The 16,103-nt window shown below is 68.2% G+C and carries 15 protein-coding genes and 2 tRNA genes; 6 read left to right on the forward strand and 11 right to left on the reverse strand.

Annotated elements, in window-relative coordinates:
* Positions 1-16: 16 nt before the first annotated feature.
* From IT306_25785 to IT306_25795, 3 genes are read right to left on the reverse strand one after another with little or no spacing between them, the layout of a single operon-like run.
* Complete coding sequence (locus IT306_25785; GenBank protein MCC7371854.1) at positions 17-1,516, reverse strand: glycoside hydrolase family 99-like domain-containing protein; 1,500 nt, start codon at positions 1,514-1,516, stop codon at positions 17-19.
* Between the two features lie 31 nt (positions 1,517-1,547).
* Positions 1,548-2,390, reverse strand: a complete 843-nt coding sequence (gene otsB / locus IT306_25790; GenBank protein MCC7371855.1) for a trehalose-phosphatase — start codon at positions 2,388-2,390, stop codon at positions 1,548-1,550.
* 22 nt (positions 2,391-2,412) lie between these two features.
* Complete coding sequence (locus tag IT306_25795) at positions 2,413-2,943, reverse strand: hypothetical protein (GenBank protein ID MCC7371856.1); 531 nt, start codon at positions 2,941-2,943, stop codon at positions 2,413-2,415.
* A gap of 407 nt (positions 2,944-3,350) precedes the next feature.
* Between IT306_25795 and IT306_25800 the strand changes: the two genes are divergently transcribed.
* Both IT306_25800 and IT306_25805 read left to right on the forward strand, forming a co-directional pair.
* Positions 3,351-3,425: transfer RNA gene (locus IT306_25800), tRNA-Asn, on the forward strand.
* Between the two features lie 115 nt (positions 3,426-3,540).
* Positions 3,541-3,786, forward strand: a complete 246-nt coding sequence (locus tag IT306_25805) for a transposase (GenBank protein ID MCC7371857.1) — start codon at positions 3,541-3,543, stop codon at positions 3,784-3,786.
* 62 nt (positions 3,787-3,848) lie between these two features.
* On the opposite strand, the gene IT306_25810 is transcribed toward IT306_25805, so the two are convergent.
* Positions 3,849-4,145 (reverse strand): hypothetical protein, encoded by a 297-nt coding sequence (locus IT306_25810; GenBank protein MCC7371858.1) that lies wholly within the window; start codon positions 4,143-4,145, stop codon positions 3,849-3,851.
* Positions 4,146-4,327: 182 nt separating this feature from the next.
* Between IT306_25810 and IT306_25815 the strand changes: the two genes are divergently transcribed.
* Positions 4,328-5,089 (forward strand): methyltransferase domain-containing protein, encoded by a 762-nt coding sequence (locus tag IT306_25815; GenBank protein MCC7371859.1) that lies wholly within the window; start codon positions 4,328-4,330, stop codon positions 5,087-5,089.
* Here the strand turns inward: IT306_25815 and IT306_25820 are convergent.
* Together IT306_25820 and glmS are read right to left on the reverse strand one after the other, a co-directional pair.
* Positions 5,086-5,571: an SRPBCC family protein gene (locus tag IT306_25820; GenBank protein MCC7371860.1), complete on the reverse strand. Its 486-nt coding sequence runs from the start codon at positions 5,569-5,571 to the stop codon at positions 5,086-5,088. The two genes, IT306_25815 and IT306_25820, sit on opposite strands and share 4 nt — an antisense overlap.
* A 350-nt stretch (positions 5,572-5,921) precedes the next feature.
* Complete coding sequence (gene glmS / locus IT306_25825) at positions 5,922-7,700, reverse strand: glutamine--fructose-6-phosphate transaminase (isomerizing) (protein ID MCC7371861.1); 1,779 nt, start codon at positions 7,698-7,700, stop codon at positions 5,922-5,924.
* A 539-nt stretch (positions 7,701-8,239) separates the two neighbouring features.
* On the opposite strand from glmS, the gene pdxA reads away from it, so the two are divergent.
* From pdxA to IT306_25840, 3 genes are all read left to right on the forward strand, one after another.
* Positions 8,240-9,277, forward strand: a complete 1,038-nt coding sequence (gene pdxA, locus IT306_25830) for a 4-hydroxythreonine-4-phosphate dehydrogenase PdxA (protein ID MCC7371862.1) — start codon at positions 8,240-8,242, stop codon at positions 9,275-9,277.
* Between the two features lie 111 nt (positions 9,278-9,388).
* A tRNA-Arg gene (locus IT306_25835) sits at positions 9,389-9,465 on the forward strand.
* 256 nt (positions 9,466-9,721) lie between these two features.
* On the forward strand, positions 9,722-10,267 hold the full coding sequence (locus IT306_25840; GenBank protein MCC7371863.1) for a class I SAM-dependent DNA methyltransferase: 546 nt from the start codon (positions 9,722-9,724) through the stop codon (positions 10,265-10,267).
* Between the two features lie 795 nt (positions 10,268-11,062).
* Here the strand turns inward: IT306_25840 and IT306_25845 are convergent.
* From IT306_25845 to IT306_25865, 5 genes are all read right to left on the reverse strand, one after another.
* Positions 11,063-11,302 carry a hypothetical protein gene (locus IT306_25845; GenBank protein ID MCC7371864.1) on the reverse strand — a complete coding sequence of 80 codons (240 nt, stop codon included), beginning with the start codon at positions 11,300-11,302 and terminating at the stop codon, positions 11,063-11,065.
* 16 nt (positions 11,303-11,318) lie between these two features.
* Positions 11,319-11,654: a hypothetical protein gene (locus tag IT306_25850; GenBank protein ID MCC7371865.1), complete on the reverse strand. Its 336-nt coding sequence runs from the start codon at positions 11,652-11,654 to the stop codon at positions 11,319-11,321.
* Between the two features lie 666 nt (positions 11,655-12,320).
* Positions 12,321-13,349, reverse strand: a complete 1,029-nt coding sequence (locus IT306_25855; GenBank protein MCC7371866.1) for a methyltransferase domain-containing protein — start codon at positions 13,347-13,349, stop codon at positions 12,321-12,323.
* 216 nt (positions 13,350-13,565) lie between these two features.
* Entirely contained in the window at positions 13,566-14,531 is a 966-nt protein-coding gene (locus IT306_25860; GenBank protein MCC7371867.1) for an SDR family oxidoreductase, read from the reverse strand.
* Positions 14,532-15,189: 658 nt separating this feature from the next.
* A partial coding sequence (locus IT306_25865) for a hypothetical protein (protein MCC7371868.1) occupies positions 15,190-16,103 on the reverse strand: 914 nt, incomplete at its 5' end.

Here is a 16,103-nt window from a genome sequence, read left to right on the forward strand (position 1 = left end):
ACACGCGCCGCGCTGGCTAGCGGCGGGTGTCGGGGCCGGCCGCCGCCCGGAACCGCTCCACGAGGGTGCGTGTCAGGTCAAGATACTGTCGGTCATACCCGCGCGACGGCTCGATCTGGGTGCCTTCCAGCCACTCGTTGAAGCTGGTGATCACGACCCAGTCGGGCTTCGAGTCGATAGCCCCCTGGAACGTCCCGCGGTAGTACGCGCCATCCTCCCGCTCGACGGCGAAGGTCTGGGCACGTCCGTTGATACGGGTGTCGTCGTAGCCGGGCATCGCGACGGCCGCCCAGATCTTGCGGTCAGCAGGGCCGGAGCCGCGCGCGCGGACCGTCTGGCCGTAGCTGGCGAGCTGGCGGGCTGGATCGTCGCTCCAGGCCACCGAGTACGGGAAGATGCCGTCGAAGACGCTCAGCAGGTCGAAGAAGTCGCCTTCGGCGATCCACAACGCTTCGCGCTTCGGATCGACCTCCTCGAGGATGGCGCGCCATGCGTTGACGGCCGCCCCGGTCTTCGCGTTCACCCGCACACCGTCCGTACCGTAGACGCTCTTCGGGTTCCAGACGAAGATGACCGGCTTGCCGTCAACGCGCAGGTAGCCCGGTTGCTCGGTGTGGGTCAGCAGCAGCACCTTGAGCGCCGTCACCAGCTCGGTCCGCGAGCCGAAGAACTCGTCGCTGTCCGTCTCCAGCAGGACGGCCGCCTTCAGGCCGGCCCGCTCCGACTCGGTCAGCAACTGGCGCAGGTTCGTCTCGGTCGGGTTGTTGCCCTTCTGCCCGAACCACGCCGACACCAGCACGTCGATGCCAGCGCCGCGCGCGTCGGCCACCTGCCGGGTGATGGTCTCGCGGTCGGCCGAGCTGTACGGCTCGACGGGCAGATCCGAGGTCTGGCCTGAAGTCCAGGTCCGCTCGTCGTACCAGGGGTAGTAGAGCGCCATCACCAGCGGCGTGCCGAGGCGCAGCGCAGCGGCGGGGGTTGGGGCGCCACTGAGACGGGGTGTCGGCGTGGACGCGAGCGTGCTGGCAGGCAGCGGCGCGCCATCGTAGATGGCCTCGGTGCAGTTGACACCGGCCGGCTTCGGGCCGGGCCGGCGCACCGGCGGCTGCTCGACTGGCCCGACGTCGATGCCGTCGATCCAGAAATTGCTGTCGGTGTACGGGTTGTAGACGAAGATGCGCGGCCCGACCTGCGGCTCGGCGATCCTGAACGAGCAGAACGTGCTCGACGTCTCCCCGAAGCTGATGACGCCGGGCTGCCCTTCCTGGCCGCTCCACATCTTCGTCAGGCGGAAGTTCTTGATCCAGACCTCCGGCTCCGGGGTGGCCGTGGGCGGGCGCGGGCGCGGCGTCGGCGGCACGACCGTCGTCGGAGTTGGGGCCGGTGGAGGCGGGTTGATGAGGCCGCCACAGGCCGCGCCCGCCAGCATCAGTGGGAGCGCCAGCGCGAGCAGTGCGGCTCGACGGAGCCTGCCAGGATGCGCGCGAAAGCCGACGGGGCGTCGGGGTGCCTGCATGAGCGCCATTATGCCGGGAGCAGGCGTCGTCTCACGCACCAGACCCGGCGCGCATTGGTGGCTCGGACGCCAACGCCGCCAGCACGGCCTCGACCTCGCCAACGCCGTCGAGCAAGAGGTCGGCCTGCTCGCGGACGGCTGGTGGCGCCTCAGGGCTGAGCACGCCGACGGCGAGGCCGCGCACCTGCCCGGCCGCCTCCAGCTCGCGGATCGCGCGGAACGCGTCCACGTCGGTGACATCGTCGCCAAAGAAGGCGACCGACCGCAGCCCATGCTGCCGCACCAGGCGGCGCGTCGCCTCGCCCTTGTCGATCCTCAGGCCCGGCAAGAGGTTGACCACGAAGCCGCCCTGGATCAGCCGAAGCTGGCCATCCTCCAGGTGCGGGGCCAGCACGTCGTGCAGGCGGCGGCCGGCCGCGTCAGGGTCGGCTGCCAGCCGATAGTGGATCGACGCGCTGACGTGCTTATCTTCGTAGACAAGGCCAGGGTCGGAGGTCGCCGCGCGAACGGCGGTGAGGGCGGCTTCGAGCGCCGGGCGCACGGCCAGCGCGGCCGGGTCGGTCTGCACCGCGCCATCCTCGAGCCACTCCAGGCCGTGATTGCCGACGTACCCGATCTCCGGCAGCCCGACCATCTCCTGCGCCTTCAGGACCGCGCGCCCGGTGACGACAGACACCAGATCCAGTTGTGCGGCCAGGGCGGTCAACGACTGCCGGACCGTCTCGGCGACCGTCGCGGCGTTGGCGTGGGCGGTGATCCGGCTGATCGTTCCGTCCACGTCGGTCAGCAATCCGGCCGGACGTGCGGAGAACAGCGCGCGCAACGCCGAGGCAACACGTTCGACGCGCTGCCGATCAGGCAGATCAGTCGCCATGTGGCTCGGCGTGCCCATGGCGTCAGGCCACTGCCGCGCCCGGCGCAGCCGCTCCAGCCTTGACAGCTCGCCAGGTCTCGCGCCAGTGCTTGCGTCCGTGGGCCGTGAACAGGACGATGGCCGGCATCTTCTTGAGCACGTCGAAGTCGCGATGAATGCGGGCGTGGCCGTGGACCGGCTTGCGAACCTCGACGATGCCGCTGATGATATCGCCGCCGCTCGTGAGCACCGTGAGCAGCGTCACGATGTACGGCAACTGCGCCAGCAGCTCGCCCTGGGCAAAACGAGCCTGGAACGGCGCAGGATAGGTGAAGACGCCGTACAACCAGGCGTAGCAGATCAGCCAGCTGACGATGGCGGGCAGGATCACCTGGGCCAGCCAGTAGCGAGCGCGCGGCGTGTCCTCGAAGACCACGGCGACGCCAACCGGATTGATCGCGACGCAGACCGTTGGATGACCGTGAAGGCGGGCGATCAGCACATGTGTCAGCTCGTGTAGTCCAACGAGAGCCAGAAAGCCGAGCACCAGCCACGCGATCAGCTCAAACGGCACGCCGCACCTCCGTAGATACTGGGAGAACGGTGCCACGAGCCGCGCGGGGACGGATCGGTCTGTGAGCTCCAGGCGGAGCAACGGCGACGCTCGGGCAGTCGGAGTGTACGGGTGGCCCGCCGGTTCCGACAAGCGAAATGTGGGAGATGGCGAGCATATTTGCGACGGCCCAGCGTCCAATCACTACGACGGGTGGACGCTCCGGGCTGCTCGCGGCCTGCGCGGCCGGAGGCGAAGGTACGCTCCCGGTCGAGGGCCGCCGCCGTTTGGGACAGGTTGAGTTGACTGGCCGTCCCGTTTCGTCGGAGAACGCCGTTTCTCTTCGCTGGACGGGGCAGCAACCGCGTGTGCCAGCTCGATTCTTGCGTGCAAATGGCGTCGCGGGTCTGCTATCCTTTCAGTCGCGATCCCCGATAGCTCAACGGTAGAGCGCCCGGCTGTTAACCGGTAGGTTCCAGGTTCGAATCCTGGTCGGGGAGCCAGACCGAGGCCACTGAGACGAACGTCCAGTGGCCTCGATCCGTTCAGGTCTCCGATCGGCGTATTCGAACCGGAGCCGGTCGGCGCGGGTCACACCTGTCGAGGTCCGGGAGAGGCATGGATCGGCGAGACGACATCACCCAGGATCTGACGATGGCGCTGATGTTCCTCACGTCGTGGACTGAACGGCCCGGCGAGCTTCGTCGGTGCTGGAAGGGGTACGACTTCGATGACGTGAACGCCCTCTCGGAGCAAGGTTTGATTACAGGCAGTCGCGGTGCCAAATCGGCCTACCTGACCGAAGAAGGCGTCGAGCGGGCGCGTCGCGTGCTTTCGCGATATGGCATTCCATTCGAGGACTGACACGGTGGCGACGACAGTTGCGTCGCCGACGGGCTGCTGCACGCCTACCGGCTGATGCACGCCTACCGCTCCGGATCTGCCTCTGAGAGCACCCTGTTTCCGGAGTCTCGCGAGACCACGTGAAACTCGCCGTCGATGATGTCGCCGCCGGCATCCGCGCGGGCCGGCCCCACCGGCTGCGACCGTCCGCCGACGCCAAACGCCCGCAGGGCGCGCTGCCCGAGCAACACGACCACCCCGACGGCCAGCAGTCCCAACAGGACGATGCCGACCGTCACTCCGAGCACGAGCACCGCCGCGCCGCCGAGGATCAGCAGCGCCCACGCCTGCCAGCCACCTCGCACGACGACCGTTCGCATGATCCGCCTCCAGTGCTCCTACGAAGACTATAGGACGCGCGCGGCGCGCTGGCGCCCGATTTCATCGTCGGCTCATGTGCATAGGCGTCGTCTCCCCGCGACGACCAGAATCTTGCCAGATCGGCAAATCTGCTTGCGCCTGATGAGACCCCGGATCAATCATGGCTGTGGAGGTCTGCCCCATGTCCGAGCACCACACTCATCAGGCACCCGCGCCCTCTGCCCACACCCATCATCACCCGTTGGAGAGCCAAGGTCCAACTCCGGAGTCGCCGCGGTCGTTCAAGGAGCTGGTCGAGAGCCCGTCGTTCGACCCGTCCATCCTCTTCAAGCAGGCGTTCTGGGATGAGCGCTACGGCTCGAAGACCCAGATCTGGAGCGGCAACCCGAATCAGCGGCTGGTCGAGCAGATCGGCGACCTCGCGCCAGGACGGGCGCTCGACGTCGGGTGTGGCGAGGGTGCAGACGTCGTCTGGCTGGCTTCACGGGGCTGGGACACGACCGGCGTGGACGTGTCGCCCATCGCACTCGAGCGCGGCGAGCGGGCTGCGGCAGAGGCCGGCCGGGAGATCGCAGCGCGCACGCACTGGCAGCAGGTCGATCTGCTGACCTGGACGCCCAAGCCCGCCCAGTTCGATCTCGTCTCGGCCCACTACATCCATCTGCCGCTGGAGACCCGGAGAGCGGTCTTCGGGCGGCTCGCCGACGCTGTGCGGCCGGGCGGGACGCTGTTGATCGTCGGGCACCATCCGTCAGACCTGGAGACACGCGTCGGCCGGCCGAATCTGCCGGCCTTGATGTTCACCGCCGAGGAGATCGCCGGCTTGCTCGACGCATCGGCCTGGGAGATCCTGACCTGTGACGCGCCTCCCCGGCCGGCCACCGACCCTGAGGGCGGCCCGATCACCATCCACGACGCAGTGCTGAAGGCCCGCCGCCGCTAGGCGAGGGCTGCCGCTCGGCGGCGCTGAAGCTCCCGGATCAGGCTCTCTTCGCCGCGAGCCATCGCCCAGCGGTGGTTCGCGCGGAAGATCGGCTTGAGCACGGGCGAGAGCCACTTCAGCAGCGGCTTGTCCGCCCTGATGCGCCAGTCGTAGACGATGTCCGCGACTGGCCCATCCTGATTCAGAGTCCACGCGCCCCGTCCCACGAAGTCGCCGAACGCCTCGATGGTGTACCCGTGCGGCTCCCGATTCTCGACCAGCCGAAACGACCAGCGCAAGGTGTACGGGAGCCAGCCGCGCGTGAGCAGTTGGATCACGCGACCCACGCCACGCTCGTCGCCCGGCTCCAGCACCTTCACGTTGAGATACACCCGCGGCCACCAGCGCGGCAGCGACTCGGCGTCTCCGAGGATCTCCGAGATCTCTTCGATGGTCCCCTCGATGCGCCAGTGGGTCAGGAAGTGGTACTCGTTCGCGGGCATGGCACTCCCGGAGAGTGGTCAGTCAGGGCGATTGCACGTTGGGCTTGCCGTGCAGCGTGGTCGGGGCTTGAAAGCCCCGCCTACCATCCTGCAGTCGCTTCGCGACGCTCCAGTCTGACCGGTCGACGCTGTTCCCGGCAGCCGTCGCGCAGCGACGGAGCGAGTGTAGGCGGGGGTTTCAACCCCCGACTGTGCGTTTCACGACGGTATGGGAACACCGACGAACATGCAATCGCCCTGAGTGGTCAGTGATCAGACGACAGGCCGGGGAACGGTCGATGACAGGAGTACGTTCGAGCGCGCCCGCCCGATCACTGATAACTGACCACTGACAACTGGCTACTCGGCCGCTACTTGACCGTGACGCTCTTGGCGAGGTTGCGCGGCTTGTCAGGGTCGTGCCCACGCAGCAGCGCCAGGTAGTAGCCGAGCAGCTGGGCTGGGACGGCCTGCACGATGCCGCTGGCCTCGCCGAGATCGGCGACCGGGATGTGGAAGTCGAACGCCTCGTCATGCTTCGGCCCGATCCCGATGATCTTGCCGCCCCGCGCCTTGACCTCCATCGCCCCCGACAGGATGTCGTCGTGAGTCTCGTCGTTGGGGGCCAGCACCAGGCAGGGGGTGCCCGGCTCGATCAGCGCGATCACGCCGTGCTTCAGCTCGCCGCCCGCGAAACCCTCGGCGTGGACGTAGCTCACTTCCTTGACCTTGAGCGCCGCCTCCAGGGCCATCGGATAGCTGGGGCCGCGCCCGATGATGTACATGTGCTCCCGGAGGTAGACCTCCTCGGCGATCTGCCGCACGAGGTCGCGGCGAGAGTCCGAGAGCATCGCCTCGATCTCGGTGGCGGCCCGCTCGAGCAGCCGGGCGGCCTCCTCGACGCGCCCCTCCATCGCGTAGGCCGTCAGCAGCAGGACGGCCAGCTTGGCCGTGAAGCTCTTCGTCGCCAGGACGCAGCGCTCGGGGCCGGCCCCCAGGAAGACGGCGTCGTCGGAGAGGCGGTAGAGGGTCGATCCCTGGACGTTGACGATGGCGGCGAGCGTGGCGCCGCGCTCCTTGGCGCCGCGCACCGAGTCGATGACGTCGATGGTCTCGCCGCTCTGCGACAGTGCCAGGGCCAGCGCGCCGGGTCCGAGGAACTTCTCCAGGTAGCCGAACTCGGAGCCGTTGGCGTAGAACGAGCGATGACCGGCAACCCGCGCCAGCAGGTACTGGCCGGCCATCGCGGCGTGGGCAGCCGTGCCACACCCCACCAGGTGCGTCTCGTCGGCGGACTTGATCAGCGCGGCCAGCCGCTCGGCGTCCGCGACCTTCTCGCGAGCGATCCGTCGCAGCACGTGCGGCTGCTCGTGGATCTCCTTGCTCATGAAGTCCGGGAAGCCGTGCAATTCGGCGGCTTCGGCGGACCACTCGACCTCGGTGACGTTCGGGGGGAGCACCTGGCCGCTCGCCACGTCGTAGACGGCGATGCCATCCGGCGTCAGCAGCGCCGCCTGGTTCTCGTCCAGGAACGTCATGCGGCGGGTGTGCTCCAGCAGCGCCGCGTAGTCCGACGCCAGCAACATGCCGCCCTCGGCCCAGCCGAGCGTCAGCGGCGAGCCGCTCTTGGCGGCGGCGAGGCAGCCGCTCTTGACGTCCAGCGCCGCGATGGCGTTCAGCCCATCGAGGCGGCGGAACGTGCTCATGACGGCCTGCACCAGCGCATCGGGGCTCTCGCCGCGCTGCCCGACCTCTTCTTCGAGCAGGTGGGCCACGACTTCGGTGTCGGTCTCCGAGCGGAACGTGTGGCCCCGGTCGAGCAGGTCGCGGCGCAGGTCGCGGTGATTCTGGACGATGCCGTTGTGGATGATCGCCAGCCGCTCGTGGCAGTCGAGGTGCGGGTGGGCATTCTGGTCGGTCACGCCGCCGTGGGTTGCCCAGCGGGTGTGTCCGAGGCCGATCTGGCTGTCGGGGAGGGTGGTCTGCGCCTGCCCGATCTTGCCGGTCCGCTTCTCGACCATGATGGCGCCGTCACGCGGCACGGCGATGCCCCAGGAGTCGTAGCCGCGATACTCCAGCTGCTTGAGGCCGTGCAGGACGAGGCCCGGAGCGTCCGTTCGCACGCCGACGTATCCGAAAATGCCGCACATAGGCTGTCGCCTCCCCGGGTGTGGGATGTGGCGACCAGTCGGCAGGAGCCAACGGCATGCAGTGCGCTCGGGACGGGTGTCGCCGCGCTGCTGCATGGGGCCAACGACGGCGACGTTCCAGAGAACGTCAGTCCGCCACACCTCAAGCGGCCTTTGTCAGGGGGTTGCCACCCTGGTTTGCTCCGCTCGTCACGACCGTGCCGGCCGGGGGACGATCCGCCGAATCTTTCGATACGTCCCCACCTCGTCACCCAACTGCGTCCCGCGACCGGGATCGTTGTTGGGCCAGGCGCTCGCGCTGTGTTGTGCCCGTGTCCGTTCAGCTACGCCAGATGCTGGCCTCCACTGGGATGCGCGGACTGTAGCAGGGCTGCGCCCGGCGCCGCCAGGGTTTTGCACGCCTGTGGGGGCAGCCTGGGGACTCCCTCGCAGAGTCGCGGGCACGGTATCCTTCTCACGTATCCTTGTGGATGCATGCGCCGTGAGCGCGCTGGCGGGCCGCGCTGGCTCGTAGATGAGACTCGATTGTGAGGGTTGAGATGACGGCGAGCCTGAGCGGTGGTGAGCGGCCTATCGTCGGGGTGACCCTGGGCGATCCGGCGGGAGTGGGTCCGGAGATCAGCCTGCGGGCGCTGACCGAGCCGGAGGTCTACGAGAAGACCCGGCCGGTCGTGATCGGCGACCGGAGTGTCGTCGAGCGGACGGCGAAGGCGCTCGGAATGACTCCGACGATCAACATCGTCAAGAAGCCGTCGGATGGCAAGTTCGAGCTGGGCGCCATCGACCTCTACGACGTGGGCAGCCCCGACCTGCAGCACATCGAGTGGGGGAAGGTCCAGCCGGAGTGCGGGCGCGCGGCGTTTCGGTACGTTGAGAAGGCCGTCGAACTGGCACTGGCCGGCGAGATCCAGTCGATGGCCACTGCGCCGCTGAACAAGGAGGCGGCCCAGCTTGGCGGCGTGAAGTACCTCGACCACACCACGGCGCTCACCCAGCTGACGAACAGCCCGGACACGCTGACGATGTTCACGGTGCGCGGTATGCGGATCTTCTTCATGGTCAAGCACACCTCGATGCGGAAGGCCCTGGACGAGATCACGCAGGACAACGTCCACAAGACGCTGATCAAGTGCCACAAGGCCCTGGTGCGCTTCGGCATCCCGAACGGGAAGATCGCGGTCGCGGCGCTCAACCCGCACGCCGGCGAACACGGCATGTTCGGGCGCGAGGAGATCGACGAGATCGCACCGGGCATCGAGGCGGCCCGCGAGGACGGCGTGGACGCCTACGGCCCGATCCCTGCCGACGCGGTCTTCCACCAGGCGTTGCAGGGACGCTGGGATGGTGTGCTGTCGCTGCACCACGATCAGGGCCACATCGCCGCCAAGACCATCGACTTCGAGCGGACGATCTCGGTAGCCGTGGGGATGCCGTTCATCCGCACGTCGGTCGATCACGGGACGGCGTTCGACATCGCTGGCAAGGGCATCGCGCACTACGAGGGGATGACGGAGTCGATCCTGCTGGCCGCCGAGTACGGCCGGCTGATCGCCGAGCACGACCTCGCCGCCGTCTGACGCTGGTGCGATTGGGGCCGCGTCTCGTGTGGTGAAGGGGCGGCGGCCCAGCCGCGAGCAAGCGCTCTGCTAGAATCCAGGGAGCGGCCGGGCAGCCCCGGCCGCAGCTCCGGCCCCGTAGCTCAGGCGGATAGAGCAAGGGTTTCCTAAACCCTGTGTCGGGTGTTCGAGTCACCCCGGGGTCGCCACCGCTGACCAGATAGAGAACGGCCCGTCGAAGAGGACTTCGACGGGCCGTTTTCATGGTTGGTGGGGGAACCGGACTTTCTAGCTCGATTTTGCCCGTTTCACGGTCTCGGCGCGCCGTTCTGCGGCCCGCCGCGTCGCCCCAGGGATGGCGTGCGCGTAGATCGCCATTGTGACGGCCGGACTGCTGTGTCCGAGGTACTCGCTCACCGTTGATACGGCTTCTCCTGCTGCGAGCATCATCGCGAGGCTGATCTCGTGACGTACTGGTTTGAGCGCGCCCGCGAGAGCATTGTGTCCGGCAGGACAAAGCGCTCCTTCGGAACGTCGATGTCCGAGGCCGACGCGGCCTTCTACGAGCTTCCGTTCCAGCACATCGTCACCTACGTCAAGCCAGTGCGTCTCATGAAGCGCCGCGCAGCCTATCGTGACCGATGGTGGATTCACATGGAGCCGCGTCCGGCCATGCGCGCCGCGCTGACCGGGCTAGCACGATTCCTCGGAACAGCGCGTGTGGGCCGCCATCGCCTTCTCGTCTGGCTCGATTCAAGCACCCTCGCCGACAGCCACCTCATTGTCTTCGCCCGAAATGATGACGACTTCTTCGGCGTACTACAGTCGCGTATTCATGAAGCATGGACTCTTCAGATGTGCTCGTGGCTGGGTGTTGGCGACGATCCGCGCTACACGCCAACATCAACCTTCGAGACGTTTCTCTTCCCGTGGCCGCCGGGCCAGGAGCCGGTCGGCGATCCGCGCGTAACGGCTATTGCCGAAGCGGCCCGTGAACTGAACGAGCGGTGAGAGCGCTGGCTGAACCCACCCGGAACGCCCGCCGATGAGCTGAGGCGGCGAACCCTCACGAACCTGTACAACCAGCGACCCGCGTGGCTCGACATGGCGCACAAGAAGCTTGACGAGGCTGTCCTCGACGCATATGGCTGGCCGCGCACCCTCACCGATTCTGAGATTCTGGATCGGCTGCTCGTGATGAACCTGTCCCGGCCGCCGGCGTGATGGCGCGTGGGCCGCTTTGGCAACTGCGCGGCGCCACGCTGCGGATGGTCGGCTTACCGCACCCCTCTTCGTGCTCGCAGCGTCTCAGCGGACACGCTGGCGCAGCGTCGATGCTCTCGCGCATGGTACACACCGAGCAGCATGGACGCCAGCAATGCGAAGGGGCGGCCAGGGCGATTGCATGTTGATGTCGTCGTGCCGCCGCGTCGGGGCTTGAAAGCCCCGCCTACCATCCTGCAGTCGCTGCGCGACGCTCCAGGCTCGCCAGCCCCAGCCGTGCCCTGCGTCCGTCGCGCAGCGACGGCGTGACTGTAGGCGGGGACTTCAGTCCCCGACCGCCCGTTCCATGATGCTTCGGGGACACCAATGAACATGCAATCGCCCTGAAGGGGCGGCGTGCCGACGCACCAAGGTTTCGTAGACCGCATGGCACGTCATGGAATCCACCGGCCAGCTCGGGACGTCAGTCCGCCGCGAAGGACTGGTGCCGCTGAGGGCGCCGCCCTGCGCGCGTGAGGGGCCGAAAACGCGTCCAAGAACGTCTGCCCGCGGCGCACGCAGCAGGCTGTGGGCGGATGGCGGTCAGGCTGAACGGCGCTTCGGCGTGGACGCTGCCGCCTCGGCGCGCTGGAGCAGCGCAGCGCCCGTGAGGGCCGGCGGGAGCGACGCAGCCGGCCGCGTCTCGTCCTCGACGATCAGCGACAACGCAGCGGCCGGCCAGCCCTTGCCGGCCAGCTCGCGCACGAGCGCCAGCGCCTCGGCCTCGCTTTCGGCTGTGCCGATCAGGTTGCCCGTCTCGGCATCCCACAGTTCCCAGTGCATACCCAGAGTGTACGCCCTACGGCAACTCGACGGACACCACCAGCGCCAACAGCGCGTCAGGCTCCCCCCAGATGGTGTGATGACCGTCGCCGCCCAGCGTGCGTTCGACGTGGACCGATCCATCTGTCGGCACGCGCAGCACCGCCACGTAGCTCCCGATCCCTGGGGACACCCGGCGCTTTCGCCGCGCCTGTGACAGCGTGCTGAATACCGAAAGGCCATCCCACACAGCCAGCAGCGTCGGATCATCTGGCGCAGGGCGGTTGCGGGCAGCGTTCGACGTGAAGTCGTCCAGCGTCGGCGGATTCGTCCGCACGATACGGTGGAGCAGGCGAAAGTGCGGGTCAACCACCCGCCGACCCCGTGGCAGGCATGTGTTGATTGAGCAAGCCAGACCCCAGGCACGTGTCCCAAATTGCTGCGGACATCATGCCGCACGACGCCGGCGGTTGCTCGCCGCGATGAAGCCCGGCAGCACGGGCCAGCACGTCAAACTCGCGTGCCTGCCCGCTCGGCACATGAACACTGAAGTGTCGGCCACGACTTGGCCCTGGCATCCATACCTCCCCGACGGGGAGTACCTGGGGGTGCCTCGTCAGCGTAGTCTGCCCGCATTTCGTCAAGTGGGACTTCAATCACCTCCCGGGGTATTCCCTGCAGGTAGCGGTGGGGGAACCGCGCCCGTCCGGCACTGGAGGCGGGCGCACGCAGCCGCCATTGGCCAAGTCACTACCAGATAGGCCCGCACAACGCCGCACGGCTCCGAATGGCCTTCAGCTGATTCCTAAACCCTGTGTCGAGTGTTCGAGTCACCCCGGGGTCGCCACCGCAGACCGGCGAGCATGCGCCCCTCCGACCTGATGTCTCGGAGGGGCGCATGCCGCGGGGTTGCCGCCACACCAACCGTCGCGCGGGCCGGTCGCTCGCTGCACGCAGGGTCAGGCGGTCACAGAGTCAGGCGGTCACAGAGTCAGGCGGTCACAGAGTCAGGCGGTCACAGGTTCGGGCCGTCTCACGCTCAGGCCGTTCGCTCTGCCACGACCAGGTAGGTCCACGGCATCGCGCCCCACTGTAGCTGCGCTTCGTCGGTCGGCGGCCGGCGATCCACGCCATCCAGGAACCGCACCGCGAGGTTCACGGGCGCCAGCGCACGCGAGGCCAGACGCTCGCAGCCCAGCCGGTGCGCCGCCCCGAGATAGTAGCTCGCCAACAGGGTCGTAAGCGTCGTCAGCGTCCCGGTCGTACCCTCGATACTGCGCACCCGAAAGCCAGCCTGCTCGAACAACTTCCGCAGGCCGGTGTGCGTCCATCGCCAGTGATCGACCGGGATCGGATGGTAGTACGATGCACCGTGCGTTGATGCAAAGATCAAGCCGCCCGGCCGCAGCGCGCGATGACACTCGCGCAACACCGCCGCCGGGTCGTCCGCGTGCTCCAGCATCTGCGTGGAAACGACCACGTCGAGCGACTCGCTTCGCAGCGGAAGCCGCTCGGACGCGGCGTAGACCTGCGAGTACGGCGTCCCCGGCAGATCGACGCCCACATAGTGGCGTGCCCGAGACGCCCAGAACGGAAAGTACGGCTTCTTGCCAGCACCGATATCGACGATCGTCAGACCCTGGGCCGTCGTCAGGAAGCGCTCGATGGCCAGCACCAGGGTCAACAGCAGCCGACGATGCTGGAGATAGTGCGGCTCGGTCAGGCGGGGCGCTCGCACGATGGAGCCCGGCCAGGAGGCCCAGGATCGATTGACGTCGTCGATCAGCCGGCGGCACTCCCGGAGGCCACGGCCCGTCGTCGGCATCTCGCTGCCCGAGGGGCCATCAGGCGACAGGGGGTGGCTGGCGGCAGGGCCGCTGCGGGGTCCGGGCCGATCCGTCAAGGGTGGGGGAGTGTGTGCCTCGTTCTCGCGAGCGTGGCATGCCACTGGCACAGCCTGGAGCGCCCAGCGGGCAGTCTGCGCCAGGCCCAGGGCGGCGACGGCCGCGGGCAAGATCAGCGGCAGCGAGCGCTCGCGAATCGCGTGCGCGACACGGAAACAGGACACGGGAGAACCCCCTTCATCAGTCAGGCAACGGCGCGGGCACGCCGGTGTTGGACCGATCCGGCCTTCGAACATGCTGGAGGACGGGCGGACATCGGCCCGGCGGTTCGCATCAGCCTGCGCGCAAACGGCGCTGCGAAGAACCCGACATGCTGGGCGTCGGCGAGCGTGTCGCCTGATGCCTTGTGCCGGCCGAGCGCTGGTTCGGCGCAGCGTCGGCTACAGGGCCGCGCGCACCTCGGTCGGCAACTGCGACTGAGCCGGCCGCCGGGACTGGTCACGACCGCGCCGACGCAAGTACATCGCGTACAGCTCGCGCCAGCTCACGCCAAGCGTACCGAGCTGCCGCCAGAACCAGTTCGTAGGCGAGTCGACGGCATTCACGAAGTACCCGGACAGGCGGTCGCCATCGCCAGCGGCAAGCTGGACGCACAGCCGTGCGACGGCCTCCGGCTCGCTCCACTCGCTGCCGCTAAGCTCATGGAAGAACCCGAAATGACGACGCCCTTCCGGGGTCTCCATCAGGCGATGGGTCAGCTCGGTCTTGACGGTCCCCGGGTGCACCGCGAATACCCGAATCCCGTGGGTCGCCGTCTCCGAGGCCAGGCTGGCAGACAACCGCAAGAGCGCAGCTTTCGAGGCAGTGTACGCCGAGTCAAAGCCGCTCCGCATGTTTGCCGAGATGCTGGACACATTCACAATCGTGCCGCGACGCCGGGCAACCATCCCCGGCAGGACGGCGTGGGCGCACAGCGCCGGGCCGCGCAGGTTCACCTCAACCTCAGACCACCAGTCATCAGGATCGATCTCCCAAAGCGGACCGATGGCACTGAGCCTCCCAGCATTGTTGACGAGCAGATCCGGAGCGCCCAGCTCGGCCTCGACCCTGCGAACCATCTCGGAGACGGCTCTCCGGCTGGTGATGTCGGCGATGACCGGAATCGCCTGGCCGCCGTTCTGCTCGATCTGCGACGCGGCGAGGTGCAAGTCGCCGTCCGAACGCCCGACGAGCGCGACGGCCGCCCCCGCCGCCGCAAGCTCCGACGCAATCGCCCGGCCGATGCCCCGGCTCGCGCCAGTAACGACGGCAACGCTCCCCTGCAGGACGCCACGTGGCAACTGAGCCGGAGACGCAGCAGCGGGAAGGAGTACATGCTGGTTCATCAAGTTGCTTTCTGTCTGCATGCACGCTGCATAGGCGCGACGGCAAGCAGTTCTCGCAGCTCGGAAGCCAATGTCCGCGAACAGGTGTGGCCCAGCCCGTGGCACGAGCCGTCAATCGCAGGAGTCAGGATCTCCGCTCGAATGCGGTGCGCTCGACGCGCGGCACTCCCCAAACAGGTTTGGGAGGCCACCGCGGCCTCGTGCACGGCGCCGGAGCCTCATGGACGCCGGCCGTACCGCGCCACACGCCGGCGGCATACGCAGGCGCATGCCGGCCAGACCGCCCGGCGAGCACGTGGATCGACGGATGACTTAGCTCGACGCCCGAAAGGCACAGCGAGCGACTGTGCGCCGCCGGCGTGTCACAAGCAGCGCGCGCGCATAAACGTGCCGAGCCGCCGCCTGATCGCACCGCGGGTCTGGAGCGTGAGCGGCGGAACGGGCCGTGGCCCAGTGTCCGCGTTCACGTACCGAGGACTGGAGCATGTATCCCTCAGGTAGCTGTTCGTGCAGCGCACAGGCCCAAACGACCACTGCCGCTCCCGCCTGCTAGGACAACAATGTCAGGTTCAGGTTGTCCTCAGCCACAGGCAGTGTTGTGAAGAGATTGAGGTACGCCCGGTTTCGGGCGCACCTCGTGCCTCGCGTCGAGCTTGTTCGCGCGCGCTTTCTGCAATCCCTACCAGCCAGCGCCGGGGCCAGCCCCCACGAACGTCTGCCAGATACCGCAGTCGTCCGTGACGATCATCGGGACCGTGACGGGCTGGCCGGCCTGCTGGCGATCCACCAGGAACGTGAGCTCGGTCTGGCCGGCCGGCGCTGTGAGCGAGTACGCGCTGCTGAAGCTGCCAGCCACGCCGGGAATATCGACGACCGCGTTGGCCATCGGCCGCTCGTCCGTGCCGAAACGGACGCTCCGCAACGGTCCGCGACCGGCTGTCACCGTAACTTGCAGCCGGCCGTCGGGCGTCACCCCGGAACGTAGGCGGACCGGCGGCCGTGGCGAGCAGGCGCTCACCTCGATGCCCGTCGTGGCGGTCGGCGTTGGGGTTCGGGTCACGGTCGGGCGCGGTGTCGCTGTGCGGGTAGGGGTCCGGGTCGGTGTGCGCGTCGGCGTACGGGTGGCTGCCGGCGGCCCGGCCGTCGCGGTCGGCGTCGGCGTGAGCGTCTGAGCCGCGCCGGTCGGCGTCAGCGTGGGTGTCGCGCTGACCGTGACGCTCGGCGTCAGCGTGACGCTGGGCGTCAGCGTGACGGTCATCGTCGGGGTGATGCTGGGTGTGGGTGTCGGGGCATCGCTGAAGACCGCCGTGAGGGTGGCGTCGGTCTCGCCGACCACGATCTCGTGCTGCGCTGCGCCACCATCCGACCACGACACGAACGTCGCGCCGTTCTGCGGGGAGGGGGCCAGCACCACGAGGTGCGCCCCGACCACCGCCTGCCGGATCATCGGCGCGGTCGCCTGCTCGCCGCCCAGCACCACCTGCCGCCCGCTCGGCGACGTGTCCAGCGTCAGGTTCACCGTCCGCGGCCGCACCAGCACGCTGGCCGTGCCGACCCGCCCGCCGCCGTCCGTCGCCGTCAGCACCAGCTCGA

It is taken from the genome of Chloroflexota bacterium (genome assembly GCA_020850535.1).
In the GTDB taxonomy this organism is placed as follows: domain Bacteria; phylum Chloroflexota; class UBA6077; order UBA6077; family JACCZL01; genus JADZEM01.